Origin of the sequence: Helicobacter sp. CaF467b, from assembly GCF_022664765.1 — a bacterium.
Classification (GTDB): Bacteria; Campylobacterota; Campylobacteria; order Campylobacterales; family Helicobacteraceae; genus Helicobacter_D; species Helicobacter_D colisuis.
The window spans coordinates 847,061-874,051 of record NZ_JALAIY010000001.1; the positions used below are offsets into that span (position 1 = coordinate 847,061).

Annotated in this window: 24 protein-coding genes, 1 tRNA gene and 1 other RNA gene; 17 read left to right on the top strand and 9 right to left on the bottom strand. The window is 34.7% G+C overall.

Features of this window, described 5'->3' with window-relative positions:
• The 5 genes from MKD52_RS04430 to MKD52_RS04450 all read right to left on the bottom strand — a co-directional run bounded on the left by MKD52_RS04430 (position 1) and on the right by MKD52_RS04450 (position 5,076).
• Entirely contained in the window at positions 1-807 is an 807-nt protein-coding gene (locus MKD52_RS04430; protein WP_242099388.1) for an FtsX-like permease family protein, read from the bottom strand.
• Positions 794-1,462: an ABC transporter ATP-binding protein gene (locus tag MKD52_RS04435; RefSeq protein WP_112056802.1), complete on the bottom strand. Its 669-nt coding sequence runs from the start codon at positions 1,460-1,462 to the stop codon at positions 794-796. Before MKD52_RS04435 ends, MKD52_RS04430 begins: the two co-directional genes overlap by 14 nt.
• Complete coding sequence (gene trmB, locus MKD52_RS04440; protein WP_242099389.1) at positions 1,462-2,694, bottom strand: tRNA (guanosine(46)-N7)-methyltransferase TrmB; 1,233 nt, start codon at positions 2,692-2,694, stop codon at positions 1,462-1,464. Before trmB ends, MKD52_RS04435 begins: the two co-directional genes overlap by 1 nt.
• A complete protein-coding gene (locus tag MKD52_RS04445) occupies positions 2,694-3,959 on the bottom strand; it encodes a hypothetical protein (RefSeq protein ID WP_242099390.1) in 1,266 nt (421 codons plus the stop codon). Before MKD52_RS04445 ends, trmB begins: the two co-directional genes overlap by 1 nt.
• Positions 3,960-4,059: 100 nt before the next feature.
• Positions 4,060-5,076 carry an RluA family pseudouridine synthase gene (locus MKD52_RS04450; protein WP_242099391.1) on the bottom strand — a complete coding sequence of 339 codons (1,017 nt, stop codon included), beginning with the start codon at positions 5,074-5,076 and terminating at the stop codon, positions 4,060-4,062.
• A 94-nt stretch (positions 5,077-5,170) separates the two neighbouring features.
• Here MKD52_RS04450 and MKD52_RS04455 point away from each other — a divergent pair, with 94 nt between their 5' ends.
• The 9 genes from MKD52_RS04455 (at position 5,171) to MKD52_RS04495 (ending at position 12,142) form a co-directional block, all read left to right on the top strand.
• Entirely contained in the window at positions 5,171-6,289 is a 1,119-nt protein-coding gene (locus MKD52_RS04455) for an FtsW/RodA/SpoVE family cell cycle protein (RefSeq protein WP_112056799.1), read from the top strand.
• Positions 6,280-6,356: transfer RNA gene (locus MKD52_RS04460), tRNA-Ile, on the top strand. Before MKD52_RS04455 ends, MKD52_RS04460 begins: the two co-directional genes overlap by 10 nt.
• 31 nt (positions 6,357-6,387) lie before the next feature.
• Positions 6,388-6,609 (top strand): cation transporter, encoded by a 222-nt coding sequence (locus tag MKD52_RS04465; RefSeq protein ID WP_112056798.1) that lies wholly within the window; start codon positions 6,388-6,390, stop codon positions 6,607-6,609.
• 15 nt (positions 6,610-6,624) lie between these two features.
• Positions 6,625-7,452, top strand: a complete 828-nt coding sequence (locus tag MKD52_RS04470; protein ID WP_242099392.1) for a DnaJ domain-containing protein — start codon at positions 6,625-6,627, stop codon at positions 7,450-7,452.
• Complete coding sequence (gene ciaB, locus MKD52_RS04475) at positions 7,442-9,358, top strand: invasion protein CiaB (protein ID WP_242099393.1); 1,917 nt, start codon at positions 7,442-7,444, stop codon at positions 9,356-9,358. The genes MKD52_RS04470 and ciaB overlap by 11 nt, the downstream gene beginning before the upstream one ends.
• Positions 9,342-10,169, top strand: coding sequence for a protein-glutamate O-methyltransferase CheR (locus MKD52_RS04480; protein WP_112056795.1), 828 nt, complete (start codon positions 9,342-9,344; stop codon positions 10,167-10,169). Before ciaB ends, MKD52_RS04480 begins: the two co-directional genes overlap by 17 nt.
• Position 10,170: 1 nt before the next feature.
• Entirely contained in the window at positions 10,171-10,824 is a 654-nt protein-coding gene (locus MKD52_RS04485) for a CheB methylesterase domain-containing protein (protein ID WP_242099394.1), read from the top strand.
• Positions 10,824-11,411, top strand: coding sequence for a YigZ family protein (locus tag MKD52_RS04490; protein WP_242099395.1), 588 nt, complete (start codon positions 10,824-10,826; stop codon positions 11,409-11,411). The genes MKD52_RS04485 and MKD52_RS04490 overlap by 1 nt, the downstream gene beginning before the upstream one ends.
• 50 nt (positions 11,412-11,461) lie before the next feature.
• The gene (locus MKD52_RS04495) at positions 11,462-12,142 is read left to right on the top strand and encodes a hypothetical protein (RefSeq protein WP_242099396.1); all 681 of its coding nucleotides are present in this window, start codon (positions 11,462-11,464) and stop codon (positions 12,140-12,142) included.
• Between the two features lie 54 nt (positions 12,143-12,196).
• On the opposite strand, the gene ssrA is transcribed toward MKD52_RS04495, so the two are convergent.
• Positions 12,197-12,568: a transfer-messenger RNA gene (gene ssrA, locus MKD52_RS04500) on the bottom strand.
• A 108-nt stretch (positions 12,569-12,676) separates the two neighbouring features.
• On the opposite strand from ssrA, the gene panB reads away from it, so the two are divergent.
• On the top strand, positions 12,677-13,483 hold the full coding sequence (gene panB, locus MKD52_RS04505; protein WP_112056792.1) for a 3-methyl-2-oxobutanoate hydroxymethyltransferase: 807 nt from the start codon (positions 12,677-12,679) through the stop codon (positions 13,481-13,483).
• Positions 13,484-13,492: 9 nt separating this feature from the next.
• The gene (ruvB, locus tag MKD52_RS04510) at positions 13,493-14,494 is read left to right on the top strand and encodes a Holliday junction branch migration DNA helicase RuvB (RefSeq protein WP_112056791.1); all 1,002 of its coding nucleotides are present in this window, start codon (positions 13,493-13,495) and stop codon (positions 14,492-14,494) included.
• A gap of 257 nt (positions 14,495-14,751) precedes the next feature.
• Here the strand turns inward: ruvB and MKD52_RS04515 are convergent, their stop codons facing one another.
• From MKD52_RS04515 to flgL, 3 genes are all read right to left on the bottom strand, one after another.
• Positions 14,752-17,268 carry a molybdopterin guanine dinucleotide-containing S/N-oxide reductase gene (locus tag MKD52_RS04515; protein WP_242099397.1) on the bottom strand — a complete coding sequence of 839 codons (2,517 nt, stop codon included), beginning with the start codon at positions 17,266-17,268 and terminating at the stop codon, positions 14,752-14,754.
• A gap of 12 nt (positions 17,269-17,280) precedes the next feature.
• Positions 17,281-17,853 carry a cytochrome C gene (locus MKD52_RS04520; protein ID WP_242099398.1) on the bottom strand — a complete coding sequence of 191 codons (573 nt, stop codon included), beginning with the start codon at positions 17,851-17,853 and terminating at the stop codon, positions 17,281-17,283.
• A gap of 335 nt (positions 17,854-18,188) precedes the next feature.
• Positions 18,189-20,831 (bottom strand): flagellar hook-associated protein FlgL, encoded by a 2,643-nt coding sequence (flgL, locus tag MKD52_RS04525; RefSeq protein ID WP_242099399.1) that lies wholly within the window; start codon positions 20,829-20,831, stop codon positions 18,189-18,191.
• Positions 20,832-21,023: 192 nt separating this feature from the next.
• Between flgL and aspS the strand changes: the two genes are divergently transcribed.
• From aspS to MKD52_RS04555, 6 genes are all read left to right on the top strand, one after another.
• On the top strand, positions 21,024-22,775 hold the full coding sequence (gene aspS / locus MKD52_RS04530; RefSeq protein WP_242099400.1) for an aspartate--tRNA ligase: 1,752 nt from the start codon (positions 21,024-21,026) through the stop codon (positions 22,773-22,775).
• A 9-nt stretch (positions 22,776-22,784) separates the two neighbouring features.
• A complete protein-coding gene (locus MKD52_RS04535; RefSeq protein ID WP_242099401.1) occupies positions 22,785-23,357 on the top strand; it encodes an adenylate kinase in 573 nt (190 codons plus the stop codon).
• A gap of 10 nt (positions 23,358-23,367) precedes the next feature.
• A complete protein-coding gene (gene ppa / locus MKD52_RS04540) occupies positions 23,368-23,889 on the top strand; it encodes an inorganic diphosphatase (protein ID WP_112056785.1) in 522 nt (173 codons plus the stop codon).
• Between the two features lie 164 nt (positions 23,890-24,053).
• Complete coding sequence (locus tag MKD52_RS04545) at positions 24,054-25,073, top strand: DctP family TRAP transporter solute-binding subunit (RefSeq protein WP_112056784.1); 1,020 nt, start codon at positions 24,054-24,056, stop codon at positions 25,071-25,073.
• Positions 25,074-25,092: 19 nt separating this feature from the next.
• Entirely contained in the window at positions 25,093-25,704 is a 612-nt protein-coding gene (locus MKD52_RS04550) for a TRAP transporter small permease (protein ID WP_181566531.1), read from the top strand.
• Positions 25,705-25,713: 9 nt separating this feature from the next.
• Positions 25,714-26,988 (top strand): TRAP transporter large permease subunit, encoded by a 1,275-nt coding sequence (locus tag MKD52_RS04555; RefSeq protein WP_242099402.1) that lies wholly within the window; start codon positions 25,714-25,716, stop codon positions 26,986-26,988.
• Positions 26,989-26,991: the final 3 nt, after the last annotated feature.

The following is a 26,991-nucleotide window of genomic DNA, read 5'->3' on the forward strand; positions in this document are numbered from 1 at the left end:
CTAGTCCTTTTGCTGTAAGCTTACAATCCAAACAGCGATTAATGAGACACTTAAGCCAACAAGCAATAAAATAACAGAATCATAAAAGGGCGAAAAGATTGCAGAATCTAGTCCTAATTCTTGCATAAAAATAAGTAAAGTTGGGTTTTGAGAGAGATAAAATAATCCAACACAAACCAAAGCAGTGGCGATAATGGTATCCAAACAAGCAAGACGAAAAAGGATTTGCGAACGCATCCACAAAGGTGCGCCAAGTAGAGTCATAATTTCCATTCTCTCTAAATGTTGGAATTTCCAAATTTCAATTTGCTTAAACATTAAAAGTAGGCTAATAAGTGCAATTAAGCCTGAAAAAATTATCACGCTACTATTGATGATTAAAAGGAGTTGGTAAATTTGACTATGGCTTTTTGTAAAAGTTTCTATGCGTATGATTCCATCAATGGATTTTAAGGTTTTTTCAATAACCTCTAAGCGAGAAGTGCTAGGATAAGAATCAAGATTCAAAGAATAGAAATAAGGCAGAGTATTTTTTAAAACAATAAGATTAGCTTGACTGATATTGTCTTTTAGGCGTTCTAAAATAACTTTTGAATCAATAGGAGTCAGAGTTTTGGCTTCAGAGATTTTTTCTTTTAAATCCTGTAGTTTTAATTCCTTGTTTGAAGCAAGAACAATGGCGTAGTTTTTTCCTAGTTTGCTTTCATAGTCGCTAAGAGTTCTATTAACAAGCAAAATACTCTCTAAAGCAAAAAGAAGGGCAACTAATGGAATAATTAGCGAGAGATGATTTTTAAGAGAGTTCATAAATCACTCCTTCTTCAATATGTAAATGGCGGTATCTAATGCCAAATGCTTCTGGGATTCGGTGTGTTACAACTACAATTGTGATTCCTAACTGCTCATTTACACCCTTTAATAAACTCCAAATAACTTCACTGGAATAATCATCAAGATTTCCAGTTGGCTCATCTGCAAGAATTAGAAGTGGATTGTGCGAAAGTGCTCTTGCCATTGCCACTCTTTGCTGTTCTCCACCGCTTAGTTCTAGTGGATATTTATTGCCTTTGTGTGAAAGTTTGATGTGGGCGAGTAATCGATCGGTTTGGGCTTTGCATGATTCTTTGGTGAAACCTCCAATAATCATTGGCAACATTACATTTTTTTCGACATTGAAGTCTTTGATGAGTTTATAGTCTTGAAAGATAATTCCAAGGTGGCGGCGTAGAGTTTCTATATTTTTTTTTCCGGCTTTAAACATTTCCATTCCACATACTTCTAGAGAGCCACTTTTAAGAGGTAAGTCCCCATAAATGGAGCGAATCAAGGTGCTTTTACCACTTCCGCTAGGACCACTTATAAAAACAAATTCTTGGGGAAAAATATTAAAACTAGCATTTTTAATAATCATTTCATCTTTATAGCCTAGGTTAATTCCTTCTGCTTTGATAATTGCATCCATTATTGTTTAGTTTCCTTTATAAAATGGGTTTCTAAAAGCCCCTTTAAGAGCTGATGGGCTTGATGATTAATTTGTGTAGGGAGTGGATTTTCCCTAAAATAGTGCAAGGAGGAATCTTCTAAAATATAGCGTGTTTCTGGATAGTTAAAATCCCCAAAAGAGACTTTAAATAATTTATGACTTGGAGAGAGCAGAAAGTCTTCTAGATGCAAAAAATAGTCTTCTTTGATAATTTGAATTGGTTTAAAAGGGATTTGAATATGGCTTTTGTTTGGAAAATCAAAGTTGTAATCTAGTGAGATTTGGGGGCTATTTTGAGTGGCAAAAAGCTCTAAATTGTAAATATCCTTTTTTTGTTTAAGCCATCTTGCTTCATATTTACTAATGATAGCTTCTTGGGAGTTTTTGCTATACTCTAGAGTAAAGTTGGGATTAGCAAGTGCCAAATCCTTTGCGTAGTTAAAATACTCCAAACTATCGGTGCGCAATTGCAAATGACCTTGCGCTACTAGAACTCTTGAGGATTGGGAGAGAAAAGGTGCGCTAAAGATTCTTCTATGGGGTTTTTTATCCCAAGGCACAGGAAAATGCACAAAGATTTTTTCAAGCACATTAGAGGGAAGAAGCTCTAAAAAAATACGCGCATCATAAGCTAGAATTAAAATATTTTTTAAATTAGAGAGTTCAATTTGTCGTGCAACTTGCTCTAAAGAGGGGTAATGAATTTCTAATCCAATATGAAGTATTTGTGGGTGTTGTTTGGCATTATATAAAAGATGTCTTCCGCTACCAAAGCCGATTTCAAGCCATATTTTAGGATTTTTTAGAACTTGGTTTGCAAGCAACAAATCAAAATTTAAAAAATCTTCAATATGCTTAATAAAGGGAAGTTTATTAGCGTGGAGTGTATTTTTGCTATATAGATTGTGGGTGTTAAGTGAATTTTGATAGGTTGCTAGGAATTCTAGGGATTTTTTGATAATGCCAATGGGGGCGATTTTTGAGTTTTTATCGCACTTAACAATAGTTTCTTGCTCATTTTTTTTGATTTCTAGAAAAAAATCTTTATTTTTAAGATGAGAATCTTTTGGGGTAAAATGCACTTGCAATAGAGAAAAATTAGGCTGATTGACTGAAGTAAAAAGCTCTAAAAATGAGAACTTCCCCTCCTTAGTTGTTAGAGAAAAGGGAAGGCTTGGGAGAGCTAGGGAGTTAGTTTTAAAGTGCGGCATTATTGTGCAGGTAAGAAAAGCATAATTTCTTGTGTTTGTTTTGATTCTAAGCCGTTGGCATCAACAGCGCTAACACGATAGTAATATTTTTCTCCCGGAGTAACTTCACGATCAATAAATTCTGGTGTTAAGACTTTGTTGTAACGCAAAGTTTCTCCAAAGAAACGCGAATCTTTTTTATAAACAATATATTCTGTAGCACGATCATCTTGAGGCATCCATCGTAAAACCGCAGAATTACCTTCAATTTGCGCATAAGTAATCACTGGAGTGCTTGGAATCCCTAAGGTCATACCCATAATGGGACCAACTTCAAGGCTTTCAATGCCGTCTTTATCAGTGGCAGTGATTTTGTAGTAGTATTGTTTTCCATCATCTTTGATGGCATCTTGATAAGAATTGGTGCTGTTTGGGAGAGTAGCAAGTTTACTAAAAAAGCTTGATTCGAAGTTGGATCGGAAAAGAGTGTATTGGGTTACTTCTGGGTTTGGATGAAGATCCCATTTGAGCATAATTTGCTTTGGAACATTGGTAGTGGCAGTAAAGTTTGAAATTAGAGTTGGTTTAGGCTTGGTAGTAGCTTTAACGCTTTTAGAAGGGAGTGAATAGGTTTTATTAGCATTGTAAGCAAAAACACGATATTCATAAGAAGTGTTGTCTTCAAGTCCTGTATCAAGGTATTCTACAAGCAAACGACTATTAATATTTGCTAATTCACTCCATTGTCCATTTGTCTTTTTTTTCTCAATCACATAACCGATTACGCGAGTATCTTGGTGAGGATTCCAAATAATCTTGACTTTGCGCGGGTAGTTACTGATGGCTTCAATATAATTAATAGCTTCAATAAATTGTGTTTTTACACTAATAGGGGCTGAGAATTGTGAAATATTTTTTTGTGCATCAAAAGAAGCGAATTGATAGAAGTATTCAGTGTTTGATTCAAGCTTGTTGTCCGCATAATGCGTAATAAAACGAGAATCTAAAGTGGCAATTTTGCTAAAGCTTTGCTCACTCGGTTTTTTGCGATAGATATAATACCCTGCAATTTCTGGATTTTGGATAAGATTCCATTCAAAAGCAATGGTATTAACATCGCTAAGTGTGCGGATATTACTAGGAGGAGTGATATTTGGATTAATTGAAGGGGTGGAGCCAAAATTAAGATTTGAGCTACTACAAGCACTAAAGAATACAAGAGTAAAAAAGAGCAGAATCTTTGCCCATAATGAATCAAGCTTAGAAAAATAGGATAAATTAACCATATAAAAACCCTTTGAAAATTATCTATTTATGTCAAGTTTATTTGAAAGGTGCCTATCATAGCATAAAAAAGCAAAAAAATACATTATATTTCAAGAGGGGTTAGGAATTTGAGAAACTTGAATGATAAAGTTGATCAAGTGGAATTTTGAAGTTTTTTTTGAAATATTCAAGATTTTGCGTTGGATAAAATTCTTGGTGCAAAAATAATAGCATATCTTCCCAAAAGGGAGCATAGATTTCTAGGCGTTGTTTGGTAGTGGGGTGTGTGAGATAGAGTAGGTGAGAATGTAGCAGTATTCTAGTGGTGTAATTTCCCTTGTAGCCATAAAAAGCATCGCCCAAAATGTGTCGTTGTATTTTGCTGAGATGTGCACGGATTTGATGTGTCCTTCCACTAAAAAGCTTAGCACCAATTAACTCTATCTTATTGTTGTTGATTATTTTATAAAAAGCGGTTTTTGCTTCTTTACTAAGGGGAGTGTTTTTTGTAGTGGGGATGTATTTAAGTCGATTTCTAGGGTGTCTTATAAGGGGGGTATCAATAAGAATATTTTGCTTAAGGGGTGAATCAATCACGCAAAGATAATAACGACCCATTTCCCTGCTTTTGAGCTGTTGGCTTAGAATTTCGTGGGCGTGATTATTTTTGGCAATCACAATTGCGCCACTTGTAGTTTTATCAAGGCGATGTATAATGCCTTGTCTGCAAGAATCTCCTAGATTAGAGAGTGGAAAATTATTTTCTTGCAACCAATCTTGCAGTGTGTATTGAGAATCTTCTTGATGAGTTTGATGAACGATTAGGTTAATGGGCTTATTAAGGATTAGTAAGTCCTCGTCCTCATATAAAATAGGAATATTAAGATTGCTTGGTTTTATTTTTGCTTGTTTATTAGTTAGAGTCAGAGTGATTTGATCGTTATAATTAAGGGAAGTGCCATTTTTTTGAATAAAAATTCCATTGAGGGTGATTTGTTTTTCCTGGATTATTTTACTAATTTGATTTCGCGATAATCCTAGCTTCTGTGCAAGAAATTTATCAAGTCGCATTTTTGATTCTTCTTGTTGGACATAAAATGTTAATGAATCGTGCTTGTTTTGTTTGTTTATTTGCAATTTTTACTCTCTCTTTTTATTAGAAATTATGCTAAAATTAAAGCTTTAATTTAATAGCTTATCATCATAATTTTTAAAGAAATGGATTTGACTTTTGAGATTTAATAGGAATATTTTATCATCTTTTGATTTTACTTTACCTTTATTAGTGATCCCACTTGTAATGTTATCGTGGTTTTTGATTAATGAAAATAATGCTTTTTTGGGTGATAAAGTTTTGGTTTATGTGTTTATCGGAGTTTTGGTATTTGCAGTAACTTTTTTATTGCCTATTAAGCGTATGTCGTGGGCGATTGTGATATTTTATTGGGTTAATATTGTTTTGCTTGTAGCGGTAGATTTTTTTGGTGATGTGCGACTTGGTGCGCAAAGGTGGCTTGAGATTCCTTTTGTGCATTTTACTTTTCAGCCCTCTGAGACAATGAAACCTGCTTTGATTTTGATGTTAGCGCATTTAATTGCGAAGAATCCCCCCAAGGGAGATGGTTATAGGATTTTTAGTTTTCTTAAGTTTTCTTGTTATATTTTATTGCCTTTTGTGTTGATTTTAAAACAGCCAGATTTGGGGACTGCACTTGTGCTTTTGATTATGGGTTTTGGAGTTTTGTTTTTGATTGGAGTGAATTATAAAATATGGCTTACTTTGCTTGTTGGGATGTGTTTGCTTTCGCCTATTTTATACGCCAATTTGCACGATTATCAAAAAAAGCGTATTGAAGATTTTATCTCTAAAGAACCAGATTATCAGGTAAGACAATCTATTATCGCAGTTGGGGCAGGTGGGCTTGATGGCAAAGAAAAGGAAGAAGCCACGCAGACGATTTATCGTTTTTTGCCTATTGCTACAAGTGATTTTATTTTTCCTTATTTTGCAGAGCGCTTTGGATTTGTTGGAATTATAGGATTGTTTATTTTGTATGCGTTTCTTATTTTTCATATTTTTAGTATGGGGAGCATTGATGTTAAGGATTATTTTTTAAGAGTTATTGCTTATTGTGCAGGTCTGCTTGTTTTTATTTATTCGGGTGTAAATATAGCAATGACAATTGGCTTGGCGCCAGTTGTGGGTATTCCATTACCGCTTTTTAGTTATGGTGGGAGTAGTTTTATTACTTTTATGATACTTTTTGGGCTTTTAGAACATTTACTTGCTTTTAAGAATAATTTTGTATATAATTACGCTTCCAAAAATTTTTTAAAGAAGGGTCCTTAGCTCAGATGGTTAGAGCACTCGGCTCATAACCGATTGGTCATAGGTTCAAGTCCTATAGGACCCACCACTTACTATCTTTCATTCTTTAGGAATACTTTATGAAAATCCAATGTATTAATATTAAATGTCAAGGTTGTGTTAATAAGATTCAAGAATCTTTAGGACAAAAATATCCTAGCTTAAAAGTTGATATCCCCTCTCAAAGCGTAGAAGTTGAAGCTAATGAAGAAGGGATTAAAGAAATTAAAGCTAAATTGCAAGAATTAGGATTCTTAGCTGCTGAAGGAATAATGGGGAAACTAAAAGGATTTTTTAAATAATTTTTAAGGGGTAAAATGGAAATTTTATTATTAATTACTATTGTTATTATTGCAGTTGCGTTTATTAATTTTAAAGATTATTTATCCAATCCTCATAAGCGCCCACAAATACAAGATTCTAACCATAATTTTAAAGAAGAGTTCCAAAATTATGAAGATCCCTATAAAGCTTTAAGCAAAGAAGAAAAGATTAAAAAAAGCGAATATGGGATTATGGTTAGCTTGATGTCTAAATTAGCACAAAGCGATGGAAAGATTTGTGAATTAGAAGAAGAGTTAATGGAAAGCACAATTGAAGATATTGCTCAAGCAATTCTTTTGCAAAGCGCAATGAACCAAAAGCAAGAGATTTTAGAGATTCTGCATACTATTTTTAGAAATACCACAGAAGATGTTGAAACATTGAGTTTGGCTTATGCAGAACTTACCAGGGGGCAATATAAAACTCGTTTGAAACTTGTAGAATATTTGTTGAGTTTGGCTTATGCTGATAGGGTTTTGGGTGAAAAAGAGCGTGAGGTTATTTTAGATGTTGCTGCTTACTTGGAAATTCAAAATGATGATTTTAATGCTTTGTATGATTCTTTTGTAGAATTTTATTCTAGGGAAATGGCATATCAAGACTATAAAGAAGCTTGTGCTACTTTGGGTGTTAGCGAAGATTCAGATATGGAGACTATCAAAAGGGCTTATAAGGATTTAGTGCGTCAATATCATCCTGATATTTTGCACCATAAGGGATTAGAAGAATCAATTATTAAAACCTACACCGAAAAACTACAAAAAATCAATGCAGCTTATGAAGTGGTTAAGAATCATAAAAGAGAGCAAGATGGAGAATAAGATTCTTTTAGATATTGCTAGGCTTTATCGCTATTTAGAGGAAGAAAATAAAAAAATTAATGCTTTGTATGAAAATATTAAAAGTAATGTTCCAGAATTTCTAAAACCAGTTTTTGAAAAACTGCCCAATAATCAAGAAGTTTTGTTAGCACTCATTGATAGAGTTGTAGCCCTAAAAGAAGGCGCTTTGTTAAATATTTTAAATAAACTTCAATTCAAGGAAGAGGATATTTTAGAAGTTCGTGCCTTAATGTTGCATATCACAGAAAATTTTTATGTAAAAAAACATCAAAAACTTTTGGAATTTGTTAGAAATGAGAATCTTTTAACACCTTTTTTACGAGAATTATTAGCAAGCGTTCATCAAGTGGGTTTGGTTTTTAATAGTTTTTTTGCAAATTGGCAAGAAAAACTAATTTTAGGAATCAATAAAGATTTGAGTCAAAAATTCAATGATAATTTGCCTAGTATTCTTGAGGCTTTAAAGAGCGCTGAGGAAGTTTCACAAAATGGCGAAGTAAGCGATAGAAGCTACTCGGTGCCTGTATTAAAAGAAAATGCGTATCAAGCCATCGCTTATGCAGATTTTTTTAAAGAGGATTTTGAGTTATTTCAAACTACTTTTGAAAAAATGCTTTTAAGTCTTGAGCTCATTCCTGAAGTTTGCCCAAAATTTGAACAAAAAGATTCTTATCTTGCATATTTTAAAACACTGCAAAAAGCTTTGATAGAAAAAGATACCGCAAAACTCTTAGAATCTTGGCGTGATGTGGATAGGGCTTGGATGAAAATCACAACGCCATTGCAAGTGGGGCATCCTTTGGAGTATTATGAAGATCATTATAGAAGAGCAGTGGCGCCAGAGTGGGATTTAAGAATCGCTAGAATCTATGAGGGAAAAGATTTACTTGATTTGGCTTCTACTAGTGAAGTCAATAAAGAGGCTTTTGTGGAATTTTATTCTCAATATACAGCAAAAATGCCACAAACTTCATATAAAGAAGAAATTGATTTTTGCGTTCAAGAATCTTTGGCAAAAACGCAAAGTTATGGCGGGCAGCCTTTGTTATTTTATGGTGCAGAGCTAAATGGTTTGTTTAGTGCGCAAGTTGTGCCAAATGATGAGAGTGTGAGCTCTAAATATGGCAAAAAGATTTTTTATTTTCCAGATAGAGTATGGGAGATTTCTTGTGCTAAACCTTTTATGCTTTTAAGCCGTAAAACTTTTCCTGAAGAGTTTTTGGATTTTAATCGCGAGATGCTTTATTATCGCAAAGAAGATTGGTATAAAGTTTATGAGATTTCTACTATAGGACATGAGTTTGGACATATTTTGTGGGTTAGCTTGGATAGTGAATTGCAAATTAATAGAAGTGGTCAATTTAAGAATATTGAAGAGTTTAAAGCTACAATGGGTGGTTTAGCCTATTATTTTGTTGCTAAGAATCAACCATTACTAAAAGAACTTGTGTTTAATACTATTTCAAGGGCTGTTGGGTTAATGGCTTGGAAAAAAGAGGGTGAAGTGTTGCCTTATTATTGTGAGGGATTGATACACCTTGATATTCTCTTTAGCGCTGGAATCTTGGAATATGTTGGAAATTTTGAATCGGTGGCTTTAGAGATTCATGAGGAAAAAATACCACAATTGATTGAAAAGTATTTGCAAACTTACGATGAGCTTATTGAGATTTATTTAAATAAAGCAGATGCGCTAGAGTTTCTCTCAAGGTATGCTCTAAAGGATAAAGAGGGGTATTTTATGCCCTTAAGGAAAGAAGTATGTGCTTTTGTAAGAGATTATTATGAACAATATAATGCCATAGGGCAAGTAGTTGATACTTTAAGCGTAGCTAAGTGGAAAGAAAATTATTTAAAAGGTAAGAAACTTGCCACTCATCAGTAGCAATGAAATCGATAAAGCACGAGATTTAATCTATGAGATGGCTGGGATTTATTTGCCAAGTAATAAAGATTCTACAATAAAAAATCGCCTTGATAAATTGGCGCGTGATTTAGGAATAGATGATTTTGATAATTTTTTTATACAGCTTAAGAGTGGGCGATTTAAGCAGGAATTTATCAATAGTTTTACCACTAACAAAACAGATTTTTTTCGCGAGGGGTTCCATTTTTTGGATATGATTAATCGAATCTTGCCCCATCGATTCAAAGAAAGTGAACCTATTAAGGTGTATTGCTCGGCAAGCTCTACTGGAGAAGAGCCTTATTCTATTGCTGCAACTTTGCTTTATGCAAAAGAAATTTATCATTCCAAAACCCCTATAAGTTTATTAGCTACAGATATTGATACTTCAGTTTTGGAGTTTGCTAAAAGAGGTAAATATATCGTGGATACTTTTTTAAATCCACTTCCAACTTGGTTGGAGTTAAAAGATTTTTTTGATATGACGCCAAAAAGTCAAAGAGAAATCTTAATGGACGCTAAGTCAAGCTTAAAAAATATTATTAAATTTAAACAACATAATTTGTATGCCAAGACTTATCCTTTTGGGAAAAATGAATTTGATATTATTTTTTGTCGTAATGTTTTGATTTATTTTAAAGTGAGCGATCAAGAGGAGATTTTGCAAAAGCTTTTTAATTGTTTGAAAGTTGGTGGAACTCTTTATTTGGGTCATTCTGAAAGTATTTTAGGATTGGCTTCTAAAGTTGATCGTTTAGGGCAGAATACCTTTATTAAAATAAAGGATTAATGTGATTAATCATAATGAAAAATATCATCCCGATTTAATCTTAAAGTCTAATCCTTACAGGAGCGAAGGGAAAAAGCTTATTGCTATTGGGGCAAGCACGGGCGGGGTGGAAGCGATTTCTAAGATTATTCAAATGCTTCCGCCTAATTTACCACCCATTGTTATTACTCAGCATATTCCCGAAGGCTTTTCAACTTCCTTTGCCAATCGTCTTAATCGCCTTGCGGTAATTGATGTTTTTGAAGCAAATGAAAAAATGCATTTGCATAATTCTTGTGCTTACCTTGCACCGGGTGGAAAACATTTACTTTTGGATAAGGTAGGCAATGATTATTTTATCAAAAGTGTTGATGGAGAGAGGATTTCTCGCCATAAACCAAGTGTAGATGTGATGTTTCGCAGTGTTAATAATGTTGTTGGTAAAAATGCTTTGGCAATTATTATGACAGGAATGGGCGATGATGGTAGCATTGGAATTAAAGAACTTTATGACAATGGAGCTTACACGATTGCACAAGATGAAAGTAGTTGTGTAGTTTTTGGAATGCCTAAACAAGCAATTGCTAGAGGAGCAGTGTGTGAAGTGGTTAGTTTAGATGAGATTCCAGAGAGGATTATACAATTTTCACAAGGGAATCTTAAAAGAGGGAAGTAGTGGATTTGTATTATCCAACCGAAGTTGCTCAAAGCATTTTTGAGGCTAAAGGCTCGCAATTTCTCTCTTTTCTTATTCCTATTGAGTGTTTTGAAGAATTTTTAAACGAAGCAAGAGCCAAACACACAAAAGCAGTGCATTTTGTAACAGCAAGTCGATATTTCAATGCACAATCTCAAATTGTTGAATCTTTTAGTGATGATGGTGAGCCAAAAGGCACTTCAGGTATGCCAACTTTAAAGGTGCTAAGAGGATATGATTTGATAGAATGTGCATTGCTTAGTGTGCGGTATTTTGGCGGAACATTGCTTGGAACAGGCGGATTGGTGCGCGCTTATACCCAAGGGGCAAAAGGAGCTATTTTGCAAGCACAAGAGCAGAATCTTCTTAAAGCCTATATTCCACAATCCAAAGAAACACTTTTTGTTTCTTTTTCACTACTAGCGCAAGTGGAATATTTGGCTAAGAAAATGGAAGTCAAAATTCTTAAAAAAGAGTTTTTGGATAAAGGTGTAAAATTAGATATTCAAGCACATAAAGATTATTTGAGTGCTTTTGTGTTGAAAGTGAAGAGTTTAAACTTTTGATATTTGTTAGATTAATTCTTATTTTATTTTGTAATGTTATGCTCTTTGGAGTGGAAGAAACGGCAATATCTAACTATCTTCGTAAAGAGATTCATCATCAAAATCCTTTGAATAATTATAAGAAATTTGGTGATATGTTTGGGGTTCCCTTGCCTGTAATTGAAGAGAAAATACCAAAGCACTACAAACAGCCTTTTTATAAAGAAAAAGAAGAAGTAAAGAGCCTTATTGATGAAAATGCTGAATGGGATGCTTATAGCTTGAGTAATAAGGTTTTTAATTCAACTCTAAAAGCAGCTTCTCCTATTTTTAGTGAGCAGCTAAATAATGTAGCAGGGATTTATATACCTAAGGTGGAATTTAAAGTTAATCTTAATTCTTATTTTACGCGTGATGATCAAAATATAGGTGGAGATTTTAATCTGAATTTGCCGATTTTAGAATATGAAGATTTTTCTTTGCTTTTAGTGGGTGGATTCTCCAGAGATCCTCAAACACTTAATTGGGGTGAAAAATATGGAATAAAACATCAAGTTGAAAATGTTTTGTTGCAAAATCTAGTTTTAATGCAATCTGTGGTGCAGAATAGTGAAGTTGTTAATGAGCAAACTTGGAATTATGGTGTAGAGTATTCGCCTTTCAAATCTATTAAGCTTTTTTTGCAAAGAGAGAATAATAGAATTCAAGAAGATAATACAAAAGCAGGAATACGATATAGATTTTTGTTTTGATTCTTTAATGATTTTTTAAGTGATTTAAGACTCTTGTAGGAAATAAAGATAAAATGGTGGAGCTGTGGGGAATCAAACCCCAGTCCGAAAACTAGACCAACACAGCTGATATACATACTTCCTTGGGTTTAGAATCTTTCTTGTCTATAAAAACTCCCAAAAATCTATAAACAAGGCAACCTATTTAGCTTAAGTTTTACTCTAGGTAGATAAAACCGCATCTAGCAGAAATGATGCTTTTAGAAAATAGCTAGAATCTTAACTAAAAACAGCTCCAAAAGAGTTAATAAACTTACGCGACTTTAGCGTAAGCAGGAGCGTAATTTGAATTGTTTGCGTTTATATTTAAGAGCCAGTTTTACGACTTAGCACAAGTCGGTATGCAACTAGAGCCATCTAACTCCCGTCGAAATTCATGTCAGCCCCAAATCCTGAAATTTTAATGATATTTTAATTAAATGTCAAGTTTTTATCAAAGAAAAATTAATGTGAAAATATAGTAGAATTTGTTTTTAGATTATTTGGGGGCAGAAAATGAGCATTCAATCTACCATAAAACAAACAACAATTACACAGATATTGGAGAAAAAAAATAAAGAAAAAATTACAATGATTACAGCCTATGATGCGCTTTTTGCAGGGATTTTTGATAGCGAAGTGGATATGATACTTGTAGGTGATAGTTTGCATATGAGTTTTTTTGGAGCAAAGGATACTTTGGGAATTGGTTTGGATGAGATGATTTATCATACAAAAGCTGTGTGTAATGGAGCCAAACAAAGCCTTATAGTGTGTGATATGCCCTTTGGGAGTGTGGTTACTCCAGAGATAGCTTTACAAGGAGCAATTAGAATCTACAAAGAAACCAATGCTCAAGCGGTTAAAATTGAAGGTGGAGCAGAAATGTATGAAACAATTAGAAAGCTTGTTGAAAATGGAATTGCAGTGATGGGGCACATTGGATTAAAGCCACAATTAGTAAGAAGTGAGGGGGGTTATAAGGTCAAGGGGAAGAGTGAGAGGGAAGCTCAAGAGCTTTTGTGCGATGCTATTAAACTCCAAGAGGCAGGGGCTTTTTGTCTTGTTTTGGAGGGGGTTAAAAGTGAAGTTGGGCAAGTGATTACACAAAACTTAAAAATTCCTGTCATTGGCATTGGTAGTGGAGTAAATGTTGATGGGCAAGTGCTTGTATGGAGTGATATGCTAGGATTCTTTGAAGCCTTTAAGCCAAAATTTGTGCGACAATATTTGGAGGGAGCAAAGTTGGTTAGAGAAGCAGTGCAACAATATGTAAAAGATGTAAAGAACGGAGATTTTCCTAAAATAAATGAGAGTTACTAAGGGGAAGGTTTGGAGAGAATTGTTGAAATTGAAAAAATGGAATTAGAGGGTGATGAAGAGGTTAAACTTCGCCCAAGCCATTGGGATGATTACATAGGACAAGAAAAGCTTAAAAAGAATCTAAAAGTTTTTATTGAAGCGGCTAAAAAACGAAAAGATGTATTAGATCACTTGTTGCTTTTTGGACCACCAGGGCTTGGCAAAACGACTTTGGCGCATATTATTAGTGGCGAAATGAATGCACCAATTAAAGTTACAGCAGCACCTATGATTGAAAAGGCAGGTGATTTAGCGGCTATTTTGACTAATCTAAGTGAAGGAGAGATACTTTTTATTGATGAGATTCATAGGTTATCTCCTGCTATTGAAGAGATTTTATATCCTGCAATGGAGGATTTTAGATTGGATATTATTATTGGCAGTGGTCCTGCAGCCCAAACGGTAAAGATTGATTTACCGCGTTTTACGCTTATTGGAGCGACAACAAGAGCAGGAATGATTAGTAATCCGTTGCGAGATAGGTTTGGAATGCAGTTTAGAATGCAGTTTTATGAAAAAGAAGAATTGGCTAGAATTGCACAAATTGCTTCAATTAAGCTACAAAAAGAATGTTCTAGTGAAGGGGCATTAGAGATTGCTAAGCGCTCGCGTGGAACGCCTAGAATCGCCTTGCGTTTGTTAAAGCGTGTGAGAGATTTTGCAGAGGTAGCAGAGGAAGAAATCATCACAAAAGAGCGAACACAATATGCTTTAAATGAGCTTGGGGTGAATGAATATGGTTTTGATGAATTAGATTTGCGTTTTTTGAAAATTATTTGTGAGAGCAGGGGGCGTCCTATTGGGCTTAGCACACTTGCTGCAGCAATGAGTGAGGATGAGGGAACTATTGAAGATGTTATCGAGCCTTATTTATTGGTAAATGGATTTTTGGAGCGTACCGCTAGAGGTAGAATCGCCACTCAAAAAACTTATGAATTATTTTCTTTTAGAAATATAGAGAGTTTGTTTTAAAATTGCAGGATAGCAAATAAAAAGCTGTTAATGCTAAAAACCGCACATACTTTAAAGCGTATTATTTTTAAGAAAATTTCTGTGTTGCTATTTTTTTAATACTTGATATTTTCTAATAACTATCGCAATTTTAAGAATCTAAAAAAGTTAATATAAAAATCTTATAAATCAAAATTAATTGAATTTGTGTTTTGATTTATATTTTAAGATTGATTTTTTATGCAAAGAAAGCTTTAGAGCTTTCTTTGAAAAGTAGGTTAATTAGCGCCCTTTGGAGCATCAAAAGCACTAAGTGCTGGAAGATCACCTTTAAATTTCTCGATATTTACAAGACCTGTATGAGAAATATTACCATTTGCAAGTTTTGAAGTTGGAATATCCATAGTCAAGACATTCGCATTCCCACATTTGCAAAGTCCATTTTCATTAGGATCATACCAAGCGCCCTCACATAGTCTTACAACGCCTTGCATAATATCATCAGTTACGACTGCACCTGCTAGAACTTCTCCACGCTTATTGAATACTCTTACAACATCGCCATTTTTAATACCAAGTTTTTTAGCATCTTTAGTGTTGATTAAAATTGGCTCTCTGTCTTTTACTGCATAAGTATCTCTTAAGCTTGTGTGGCAAAGTTGAGAGTGCAAGCGATCTTTTGGGTGGTTTGTAAGCAAGTGAAAAGGTGCTTCTTTTGTAGCGTTTCCAAGCCACTCAATTGGTTCAAACCAAGTTGGATGTGCTTTGCAATCATCATAGTTGTAATTTTTAATTGTTTCAGAGTAAATCTCAATTAAGCCTGATTCTGTTCCTAGTGCATTAAGGATTGGATCTTCTATGAATTCCAAGAAGCGTGTCCATTCATAACTTTCTGCAGTTGCATCAAAAGTAATAGGTTCATTTTTTGTCCAAAATTCTTCAAAATTTGGCATAGGAGTTGCAAAAACTTCACCAAAGCTTTGAGTTTGTTTTAAAGCACTATTGTAGTATTCTTTAATGAAATCTTTTGCTTTTTTGCCATTTTCTGTATAGGCATTAAATACATCTTTGCCATAAACTTTGCAGATGTCAGAGAAAATCACATAATCATCTCTACTCTCGCCCACTGGCTCAACTGCTTGTTTCATTGGTACAATATTCATATTAGAATAATCCCCAGTCATAGTAATATCATCTCTTTCATAAGATGAAGTTGCAGGCATTACAATATCTGCCATTTTGGCTGTTGGAGTCCAGTAAATTTCATTTACAACTATAGTTCTAGGTTTTCTCCAAGCTTTTACATTGTTGTTAGTATCTTGGTGATGAACAAGTGGGTTTCCACCTGCCCAGTAGATAAAATCAATGTCAGGATAAGTGATTTTACCACCATTATGGTCGATAGTTTTGCCAGGGTTAAGCAATGCATCTGCTATTCTTGCCACCGGGAAAGAAGCACTTGCAGCATTTTGAAGCCATTCTGCACCACCAGCTGCTTGACTTGATTTAGCTAAGCCTTTGAATTTGCCATTTTCCCAAATTCCCAAGCTTCCTGCATTAATACCGCCAATTACACCACTTTTGCAAGTTGGCACACCGCCATTGCTATAATGATAACTAAGTCCAAAACCACCACCTTTGGTGCCGATTTGTCCTATCATAGAAGCTAGAGTTATAAGCATCCAGTGTGGTTGCTCACCATAATGAGCTCTTTGCATTCCCCATCCACTCATAATCATAGTAGGATTATCATAGAAAGTTTCTGCTAATTCTCTGATTGTTTTTTCACTGATACCAGAAATTTTACTTGCCCATTTAACATCTTTTTTAACACCATCTTCTTTACCATCAATATAATCTTTGAATTTATCAAAACCAGTAGTATAGTTATCTAAGAAGTCGTAATTAACTTTATTTTTGGTAATTAAATGACTTGCCATACCAATCATTAAAGCCACATCGGTATTTGGTCGTGGTGAAATCCATTTTGCATTTAAGAATTTAGCTGTATCAGTTCTCACTGGATCAATACAAATAACTTTTATTTTGCTTTTTTTAAGTTTTTCAAAATAAGCCAAACCTCTTTGATCAGACGAAGTCCAAGCAATACGCAAAGTTGAAATTGGATCAGCACCCCAAATAACAACATATTTAGAATTTCCTAGAATATTTTCCCAAGAAGTTTGTTGTTCATACACTTCAATTGATCCAACTACATAAGGCATGATAACTTGAGAAGCTCCTGTAGAATAATCCCCAGTAGAACCAACAAAACCACCTGTAACATTTAAGAATCTATGTAGTAAGATTCTTGCATTTTGCATATTGCCGCTAGATTTCCAACCATAACTTCCGCCAAAAACAGCACTTGTGCCTTTAGTGTCTCTTGTTTTTTTGAGTTCTTTTGCGATAAGTTTTATAGCCTCATCATAGCTTACACGCACAAATTCTTCTTTCCCGCGAAGTTCAGGTTTGGGATTATCGGGATCTTCAAGGTAAGATTTGCGCACATAAGGATATTTAACACGAGATTTATAAACCATATCTGCAGTGTAGTGTTGTAATGGGTTATCCATGTTAGTGGCTTTTTCCCAAGGCTCACTTTTAACGATTTTGCCATTTTTAATAGTAAGCTTTAAAGCTCCCCAGTGAGCTGCTGTGATAACTTCACCATTTTTAATAAGCCCAAAACTAACTTTTGTAGCCTCTACACTTTTTGCTGCACTTATAGATGGAATAAGTGGAATAGCTGTTAATGCTGCGCCAACCTTTAAAAATTTTCTTCTATCTAACATAAGCCTTCCTTTTTATTTTGCTTTAAAATCTTTTGCATTTTTTTGTAAGTATTGTATTACTAGCCATCTGTCTTTTTTGTCAATCCCCGTTCTATCTGCCATAGAGCGAAAAACTGCTGGCCAAGCATTAGCTGTAAATTCTTTTTCGGGGTGTAAAGCGTGACAAATTCCGCAATTGTTAGCAAAAAGATCTTTTGCATAACTTAACATTTTTTTGTTGTCTTTAGCAAAATCTTTTTTATCTGCCCAAACTTCAAGACTAACTTTATCCCATTTGCCATTTTTCCCTGCAGTTTTTTGTAAGAAATTAAGCTTTGTATTCTTGGAAAAAGCAGCAACAATGATTCTTTGAGAATCGTTAAAATAAATTACAGAAGGAGATTTTGGATTTACATATCCATCAAGCTTGATTAAAACTCTGTCTTTATCGCTTTTTAGAATCTCAAAAGCGTTTGTAGGCAAAAGTCTTCCTGTAACTTTAGTGTCATCTTTATTAAGGTAAAGCGACACAACTTCATCTGTATAAGCTATCTCTTTAGCCCATAAAGATGCCACTAAAACAAACAAAGAAATGAAAAATTTCATCACCAATCCTTTAATATTCAAATACAATATGATTCTAGTGCGCGAAATATTAATTGTTTATTAATGGGTTATACTTGATTTTATAGCTTGATTATTTGGTAAATTTATAGTTATCTTTTTTGGTTTATTTAGTTTAATGGTGCCACAAAAGTATTGCAAGATTAATTATTTGCAAAATGATTAAATTGCAGTGTTTGAAGGGTTTGTAAGAGCTTGTATGTTGTATTTTGTGGTCAAAGTTTGTATGACTTAATAGAATGGTTTAGAGTAATTATAAAACATTATTTAGAATAAGATATTAAAGCAATCCTAAAATGCCAAGCTTTAAAAGCTTGTCATATGTAATTTACTAGCGAGAGTTGCGAGATCTTTCCGATAGAAGAGAGCATTGCTTGATAGTTTAAAGATAGAGTAGAAAATTGCAAATATGCTTCTGCAAAATCAGTGTCAATTGTTTCAGAACGCAAAGTTTTAACTTGCACGATAAGTGATTCAGTGCGTTCAATAGAGTATTTAAATGAATTGCCTTGTGCCCCATTTTTAGTGTGTGCTTTATTGACATGATCGGCTAGATGATCAAATACTAAAAGTGCGTTTTGGATACCAGGATTTCGCATACTATCATCATACTCATTGCTGCCTCCAGGTCTATAAGTGCCATCTTCTAGTGCTTGAATGATTGTGTCGATTTGTTTGAAAAAATCCACATGTGGATCATCAGCAATAATGGCATTATTGGCTTGGAAAGTTAGTGCAGGGTGTCCTGTTGTATTTACTCTGCCATTAGCATCAAGAGCAAAGTTGCTACTTTGGTTATCATAGAGCATAAACTCCATTCTTGTAGGAGAATTATTAAGATCTTTGAGCTGCATTTGTCCGCTTGAATCAAGGCTAATGGAGACATTATTTTTAGCATTGCTAATGAGTGTTTCATAAGAAAGCTTGACATCTGGATCGTTGAAGTCTGCACCACCTTGAACAAAGATATTTTGCAAATCTGCTTGGCTTGAATTGGATAAATTCATTACGATACCTAAAGTATCGGCTAATTGTTGATAGGTAACTTCATCAGCAGGAGTTGGATCACCTGCGACTTGGGGTGGATTTCCATTGGGATTTAAGATAGGGATTTCAATTCCATCAATATCCACCCCATTAATTGTGGCAGGAGAATCAATAATCATCACACTTCCTGTATCTCTAAACTCTATTCTGCCACTAATTGGAGTTCCATTGACATCTTTGACTTCAAAGTTATAAGTGTGCCCATCAAGTCCAACTCCTGAAACTTCTGAGAGTTTTGTGCTCATTGTGGCATATTCATTGGTATCACGAACAATTTGTGAGACATTGGAAGTTAGAGTAGAACCTTCTTTACTAAAACCTACTCTATCGTATTCCACGCTATAATCATTGCGGAATCCATTGACACGACCCCCTGCATTTTGAGCAGTAATGGTTAAGCTTAGGGAGCTTTCTCCTGTGAAAGGTAGATTATCTTGAGATTGATCGGGTGGAGTTTTTTGGGAAACATTATTGTCAATAATAGTAATTTTTCCATTGCTAAATTGCACTTCAACATTGGCACCTTGTTGATTGTTATACATTGTTTTGATAGAATCCATTAAATCTTGTACGGTGGAAGTTGGAGTGATATTAAAAGTAGAATTTAAGTTATTGTTGGTTGGATTTTTGTCTGCATCATTGGCGGAGATTCCTCTTAAATCAAGTTGTGTAACGCCATTAGGAAAAATATCTGTTAGCAAAGTTGAAGTTTTTGCAATCTCGTTGTTGTGATTCCTAAAAGTGGTTGGAATCGTGTGAAGTCTATGATCATTGTAGTCTTCAACAGAAGTGATTTGAGAATTTGAAAAACTACCCAAATAAGGACTCTGAACATAGGTATTTACCTTTGCTCCGCTATTTAAGAGTGTATCAATATCTGCCGTGCCTACTCCATCGCCATTTGGGTTAATTGGAGGTCGATTGTTTGGATCTTGATAGCTACTTGATACCATATAAAATTCAATATTAGATCGCCCTCCTGTGAGATCTTTTATTTCAATTTCTCCCCATTCATTAAGAGTAACTTCTACAGATTGACTGGTTTCTGTGTTACCAAATTCTTTTCCGATTCTATCAAGTAGATCTTGCACTTTGACAGCTTGATCTTCATCGTTGTAAGCCACTTCCATCTCAAATTTTGATTTAAAGGCTGTCCCATCTGGTCTGCGACCTGTAATATAAAAAACTTCTGGATCATTGTTGTTAGTATCAGAATCATTATCGCCCACTAAATCGCGCAAGGTATCTTCAGCGGTAATATAAACTTCTTCGCTATTTCCGGTTGGGTGATTTGGATCCATAATTTGAGGGTTTAGAGCGCTTTGGTTGAATTTGGGGACATTAGTTGAAATGATTCGATTAGTATCATTATCAGAACCGAAAAATAACTCATAACCCGTTATATTATAAGCTACAGAGTTACTAGAACTAAGAAGTGCACTAAGTGTTGCATTGTTTCCATTATAGCTTCCATCGCTATTAAATGGCTTAGAAGTTGTTGCGGTTCCTGCAAAGATAAATTCTCCACCAATGGAGGTATTAGCAATGGATAAAAAGTGATTGCGAAGGGATTGTAGATCTTGAGCAATAGCTAGGCGTGAAGTTTCGCTATGGATATCATTGGCTCCTTGGACAAGTTTGCTTTTGAAATTATCCATATTTTTAACTAATTCACTCAAGGCAGTATCGGTGTGTCGAGTAAAAGTAAGTGCATTATTAGCAAGTTCTTTGCTTTGGGTTAAAGTTGTAAGGTTGTAGTCTAGTTCAAGTGTTTTATTAAAAATACTACTATCTTGATAACCATATTGAATCTTTAAGCCATTCATTTGGGCTAAGATTCCATTTAAGCCATTTTGTGTTTTTCCTTGATAATATTGTAACATTGTATAGCTAGAGTTCGTCCCTATTCTCATTAGCATTCCTTAAAATTAGGTTTTTAAAACTTTGAAGATCTAAAGCAAAAATTATTCCTTTTTTGCCTAAAAGAGCGACAAATATCAAGAGATAGTGGCTATAAAATTAAATTTAATTCTTTTAAATGTTATATTATAACTTTTTTGATAAAATCCACTTTTTGGTAACAATAAAATTTAGGAGTAAGCGTTTTGAGAAGCCATTATTGCACAGATTTAGATGAAAAAGATATTGGTAGGGAAGTAACTTTATGTGGTTGGTGTAATACTTATAGAGATCACGGCGGAATTATTTTTATTGATTTACGCGATAGAAGTGGAATAGTGCAGCTTGTTTTTGATCCAAAAGATTCACAGCAAGCTCACAAAATCGCTAGTGAAGTGCGAGATGAGTATGTGCTAGTTGCAAAAGGCAAGGTAAGAAAGAGAGGAGAGGGCTTAGAGAATCCAAGACTTAAAACCGGCAAAATTGAAGTTTTGATTGATGAATTAACCATTGAAAACAAAAGCTTAACTCCGCCTATTGCTGTGGGTGATGAGAGTGTGGGAGAAGATGTAAGATTAAAGTATCGTTATTTGGATTTGCGTAATCCTCGCTTACAAGAGATATTTATCACAAGAAGCAAGGTCGCTCAAGCCGTGAGAAATACTCTAAGTCATTTGGGGTTTTTAGAGATTGAAACTCCGATTTTAACTAAAGCTACTCCAGAGGGTGCAAGAGATTATCTCGTGCCAAGTCGTGTGCATCATGGAGAATTTTATGCATTACCACAAAGTCCGCAACTTTTTAAGCAACTTTTAATGGTGAGTGGATTTGATAAATATTTTCAAATTGCAAAATGTTTTAGAGATGAAGATTTAAGACTAGATAGACAACCTGAATTTACACAAATTGATATTGAAATGAGTTTTTGTGAGCAAAAAGATGTGATAGGGGTGGCAGAGGAAGTTTTAAAATCTATTTTTGCAGCTTGTGGCATTACTATTCAAACACCCTTTCCGCACTATACTTATAATGAAGTTATGGAGAAGTATGGTAGTGATAAGCCTGATTTACGCTATGAATTACCACTTGTTGAAGTTGGGGATTTGTTTGTTGATTCAAGTAATGAAATTTTTGCTTCCATTGCTAAAGATTCTAAGAAAAATCGCTTTAAAGCACTTTGTGTTAAAGGTGGAGATAATTTCTTTAGCCGCAAAACTCTAGGTGAAGCTGAAGAGTTTGTGAGAAAGTTTGGAGCAAAAGGCTTGGCGTATTTGCAAATCAAAGAAAATGAAATCAAAGGACCTTTGGTTAAGTTCATCAAGGAAGAGAAACTTAAAGTTTTATTGGAGCGTGTTGGCGCTAGTGTTGGCGATATTATTTTCTTTGGCGCTGGGGCTAAAAAAGTCGTTTGGGATTATATGGGTCGTTTGCGCCAAAAAATTGCTAGTGATATGGGAATGATTGATGAGAGTGTTTATCAATTCCTTTGGGTTGTAGATTTTCCTATGTTTGAACGCAATGATGATGGCAGTATTTCTGCATTGCACCACCCCTTTACAATGCCAAAGAATCTAGAAGTGCAAGATATTGAAGAGATTAATTCTGTGGCGTATGATGTGGTGTTAAATGGATTTGAAATTGGTGGTGGAAGTATTAGAATTCATAAGCAAGAGATTCAAAGCAAGGTATTTGAACTTTTAGGAATCAGCCAAGAAGAAGCACAAGATAAGTTTAGCTTTTTACTTGAAGCGTTACAATTCGGGGCGCCACCACATGGAGGAATCGCTTTTGGTTTGGATAGAATTATTATGTTGCTCTGCAAAGCGCATTCTATCCGAGATGTTATTGCATTCCCTAAAACTCAAAAAGCGACTTGTCCGCTTACAGAAGCTCCAAGTCCTGCTAATGAAGAACAATTAAGAGAATTACACATTAGAGTAAGAGAAACAAAAAAATAAGGAGAATTTATGAAGAAGTTATTTTTGGTGATTGGTGCGCCAGGAAGCGGTAAGACCACAGATGCAGAGATTATTAGTAAAAACAATAGCGATTCTATGGTGCATTATTCTACAGGTGAATTACTACGCGCTGAAGTGGCAAGTGGGAGTGAGCTAGGGAAGCTGATTGATAGCTTTACAAGTAGGGGAAATCTTGTTCCTTTGGATATTGTAGTTAAAACCATTGTTGATGCGATTTCTAATGCTCCCAAAAATGTTGTAATTATTGATGGTTATCCTAGAAGCGTGGAGCAAATGCAAGAGCTAGATAAGATTCTAGCACAAAAGCAAGAAATCATTTTGGAGAGTGTGATTGAAGTTGAAGTGAGCGAAAAAGTTGCTTGTGATAGAGTGCTAGGGCGTGCTAGAGGCGCTGATGATAATGTCGAAGTATTTAATAATAGAATGAAAGTATATTTAGAACCTTTGGCGGAGATTCAGAAATTTTATACAAGCAAGGGCATTTTGCATAAAATTAATGGGGAAAGAACCATTGAAGAAATTGTAAGCGAAATGGAAAGCTTTATTAAAAGTAAAATCTAAAGGAGAAAATATGAACTTAAGCAAAATTGAAGTAGGAAGTAATCCGGATAAATTAAATGTTGTAATTGAGATTCCTTATGGAAGCAATATAAAGTATGAAATTGACAAAGAGAGTGGTGCAGTTGTTGTTGATAGAGTGATGTATAGTGCGATGTTTTATCCTGCTAATTATGGGTTTGTGCCAAATACCTTGAGTGATGATGGTGATCCTGCTGATGTGCTGGTAATCAATGAATATCCTTTACAAGCAGGAAGTGTGATTAAGGCGAGATTAATTGGTGTTTTGATTATGGAAGATGAAAGTGGAATAGATGAGAAATTGATTGCTGTGCCAGTTTCAAAGATTGATCCAAGGTATGACAATATTAAATCACTAGAAGATTTGCCAAAAATTACACTTGATAGAATCAAAAATTTCTTCGAAACTTACAAGATGCTAGAGCCAAATAAATGGGTAAAAGTTAAAGAGTATTGCGATTTGGAGAGTGCTAAGGCGATTTTGGATAAGGCGATTGCAAATTATAAATCATAATAAATTAAATACTTTGTTTCAAAAAGTAATTTTTATAGCCTTAAAATTAGGATTTCAAATAAAGAAACAAAAATAAACTATACTTTTAGCAAAACTCTGTAAAATATGAAATCTTACGCTTAAGTGTAAGTTTTTATATTTTTGTTTTCCAAAAGGAGAGATTAATGAAGAAAATCATTTTAGCTTCAATATTTGCTACATTTGCTTTGGTAGGTTGTGGAGGTGGCAACAAAGAATCTGTAGCCACTGATGATCCAAACAAAGTGTATGAGGTTAAATTTGCTCATGTTGTGAGTGCTAATACCCCAAAGGGAAGGGCGGCGGATTTTTTTGCAAAACGAGTCAATGAAATGACAGATGGTCGCATCGTGGTGCATGTATTCCCATCAGCACAACTTGTTGATGATGACAAGGTTTTTCAAGAACTTAAGCGTAATAATGTGCAATTAGCTGCACCTAGCTTTTCAAAATTTACCCCTTTTGCTAAAGAGTTTAATTTATGGGATATTCCTTTTATTTTTCGCGATACAGAGCATTTACATAAAGTAATGGATGGAGAAGTAGGGCAAATTCTAAAAGATGTGGTTACTGCTAAGGGTTATGTGGCATTGGATTATTGGGATGCTGGGTTTAAGCAATTTAGCACTAATAAAAAGCCAATTGTTTTGCCAAGTGATGTGGAAGGACAAAAAATGCGTATTATGAGTTCTAAAGTGTTAGAGGAACAAACAAAAGCAGTTAAAGGGATTCCACAGGTTTTACCTTTTGGAGAAGTTTATTCAGCATTGCAAACTGGTGTTGTTGATGCAGCTGAGAATCCGCTTTCAAACCTTTATAATTCTAAATTTTATGAAGTGCAAAGCTCTATTACAATGTCTAATCACGGATATTTAGGCTATTTGGTAGTTGCAAGTGAGAAGTTTTGGAATGAATTGCCAAAAGATTTACAGGAGAAATTTGTTGCAGCAATGAAAGAAGCGACTGCTTATGAAAGAGAAGAGAGTGCAAAAGAAGAAGCAATGCTTTTAGATAAACTTAAAGCAGATGATAAAACAGGAACGCAGATTTTTGAGCTTACTGAAGATCAAAAGCAACAATGGAAAGATGTGATGGTTGCAATTTATCCAAAGTTTTATGATTTAGTTAGTCAAGAGTTAATCGAAAAGACAATTAACACTAAATAAAGGGTTGGATTTGAAAGGATTGTTATTAATAATTCAAAAGCCGTTTTTATATGCGCACAAAAGTCCTGAAATTAACAAATTCTTTGCAATTTTAGATGTAATTATTGCAGGAATTAATAAAAATGTTGCTGTGTGTGGAATGGTGATTGGAATTGTGATTACAGCAATTAATGTATTTATGCGATATATCGCCGGGTTTTTCCCGGAGATTGGCTCATTAACTTGGGCAGAGGAAGTGGCACGATATTGTTTTTTGTGGTCAGCTTTTTTTGGAGCAGCTTATGGCTTTAGAAAAGGTGTTCATATTTCCGTAACAATGCTTCTTGAAAAATTCTCTCCATCTTGGGCAAAAGCTTGTGTTCTTGGGACACATATCTTGAATTCTATTTTTTTAGGATTTATGTTTTATGCAAGTTTGATGGTTTGCGTGTTGAATTACGAAATAGGCTATATGAGTGAGGCACTTCATAATGTCCCTTTATGGATTTTCCTTCTTTGTTTGCCAATTGCATTTTTTGGGGCAACTTACCGCAGTATAGAAAAAATTTATGAAGTTTCTTGGATGGATGCTGATAAAGTTGTTAAAAATGCAGAAGAAGAAATGATACATGATTCGGTGATTAAGGATTAAGGGGAGATTATGAGTGTTGCATTTTTGCTAATTGTTTTGTTTGGATTGTTGTTGCTTGGTGTTCCTGTTGCAATTTCCTTGGGAGTGAGTGCGGTATGCACGATGATTTTATTTAGTTCCTATGATATTATGGGAGTTCCAGAGATTATGCTTAATGGTTTAAAACCAGCGTTAATGGCGATTCCAATGTTTATTTTAGCGGGTTCTTTGATGAGTAAAGGAAGTTCCGCACAAAGAATTGTTGATTTTGCAAAAAGCATCGTGGGGCATTTGCCAGGTGGGCTTCCTATGAGTGCGATTTTGGCTTGTATTATTTTTGCTGCTGTAAGTGGAAGTTCTCCTGCTACTGTTGTTGCAATTGGTTCGGTTATGTTTGTTGCACTAAACGAAGCAGGATATCCTAAGAGCTATTCTGTGGGCGCAATTACTTCAGCGGGTAGTCTTGGGATTTTGATTCCACCTTCTGTTGTAATGATTGTTTATGGTGTAACAGCGGAAGTTTCTATTGAAAAGCTTTTTATGGCGGGAGTTATTCCTGGTTTAATGATTGGTGGAGCGATGATGCTTTATGCATATATTGGTGCTAAGCGACTTGGATTTAAATCAACAACTCCAGCAAGTTTTAAAGAACGATGGATGAAGTTTAAAGAAGCTTTTTGGGCGTTATTGATTGTTTTTGTTGTAATTGGCGGAATCTATGCAGGAATCTTTACTGCCACTGAAGCAGCAGGAATTAGCGCAGTGTATGCTTTTATTGTCTCAATTTTTGTGTATAAAGACATTAAAATTAAAGATCTATATGGTGTATTTTTGGATGCTGCCATCACAACAGCGATGATTTTCTTTATTATTGGTTTTGCAGTTGTCTTTGCACATTTCTTAACAAGCGAGAGGATACCACATATTATTGCTGAGAGTTTAGTGGGTATGAATATGACTTGGTGGATGTTTTTGATCCTAGTTAATCTCATTCTCTTTATAATGGGGCAATTTATGGAGCCAAGCTCGGTTGTTATGATTATGACACCATTGCTTTTGCCAATTGCATTGCAGCTTGGAATTGATCCTATTCATTTTGGTATTATTATGATTGTAAATATGGAGATTGGTATGTTAACGCCACCTGTTGGCTTGAATCTTTTTGTGGCGAGTTCATTGACAAATTTAAGTCTAAAAGATGTAACAATTTCTATTATTCCTTGGTTATGTGTTTTGCTATTTGGTTTAATTTTGACAACTTATGTTCCAGAAATTTCCTTGTGGTTACCTAATTTGCTAGATTAGTAA

Excerpts from the sequence above, each read along its gene's own strand:
- MKD52_RS04430 (WP_242099388.1), bottom strand. The coding sequence starts at position 807 with ATGAACTCTCTTAAAAATCATCTCTCGCTAATTATTCCATTAGTTGCC.
- MKD52_RS04435 (WP_112056802.1), bottom strand. The coding sequence starts at position 1,462 with ATGGATGCAATTATCAAAGCAGAAGGAATTAACCTAGGCTATAAAGAT.
- trmB (WP_242099389.1), bottom strand. The coding sequence starts at position 2,694 with ATGCCGCACTTTAAAACTAACTCCCTAGCTCTCCCAAGCCTTCCCTTT.
- MKD52_RS04445 (WP_242099390.1), bottom strand. The coding sequence starts at position 3,959 with ATGGTTAATTTATCCTATTTTTCTAAGCTTGATTCATTATGGGCAAAG.
- MKD52_RS04465 (WP_112056798.1), top strand. The coding sequence starts at position 6,388 with ATGAAAATCCAATGTATTAATATTAAATGTCAAGGTTGTGTTAATAAG.
- MKD52_RS04470 (WP_242099392.1), top strand. The coding sequence starts at position 6,625 with ATGGAAATTTTATTATTAATTACTATTGTTATTATTGCAGTTGCGTTT.
- ciaB (WP_242099393.1), top strand. The coding sequence starts at position 7,442 with ATGGAGAATAAGATTCTTTTAGATATTGCTAGGCTTTATCGCTATTTA.
- panB (WP_112056792.1), top strand. The coding sequence starts at position 12,677 with ATGAGCATTCAATCTACCATAAAACAAACAACAATTACACAGATATTG.
- MKD52_RS04515 (WP_242099397.1), bottom strand. The coding sequence starts at position 17,268 with ATGTTAGATAGAAGAAAATTTTTAAAGGTTGGCGCAGCATTAACAGCT.
- MKD52_RS04520 (WP_242099398.1), bottom strand. The coding sequence starts at position 17,853 with ATGAAATTTTTCATTTCTTTGTTTGTTTTAGTGGCATCTTTATGGGCT.
- flgL (WP_242099399.1), bottom strand. The coding sequence starts at position 20,831 with ATGAGAATAGGGACGAACTCTAGCTATACAATGTTACAATATTATCAA.
- MKD52_RS04535 (WP_242099401.1), top strand. The coding sequence starts at position 22,785 with ATGAAGAAGTTATTTTTGGTGATTGGTGCGCCAGGAAGCGGTAAGACC.
- ppa (WP_112056785.1), top strand. The coding sequence starts at position 23,368 with ATGAACTTAAGCAAAATTGAAGTAGGAAGTAATCCGGATAAATTAAAT.
- MKD52_RS04545 (WP_112056784.1), top strand. The coding sequence starts at position 24,054 with ATGAAGAAAATCATTTTAGCTTCAATATTTGCTACATTTGCTTTGGTA.
- MKD52_RS04555 (WP_242099402.1), top strand. The coding sequence starts at position 25,714 with ATGAGTGTTGCATTTTTGCTAATTGTTTTGTTTGGATTGTTGTTGCTT.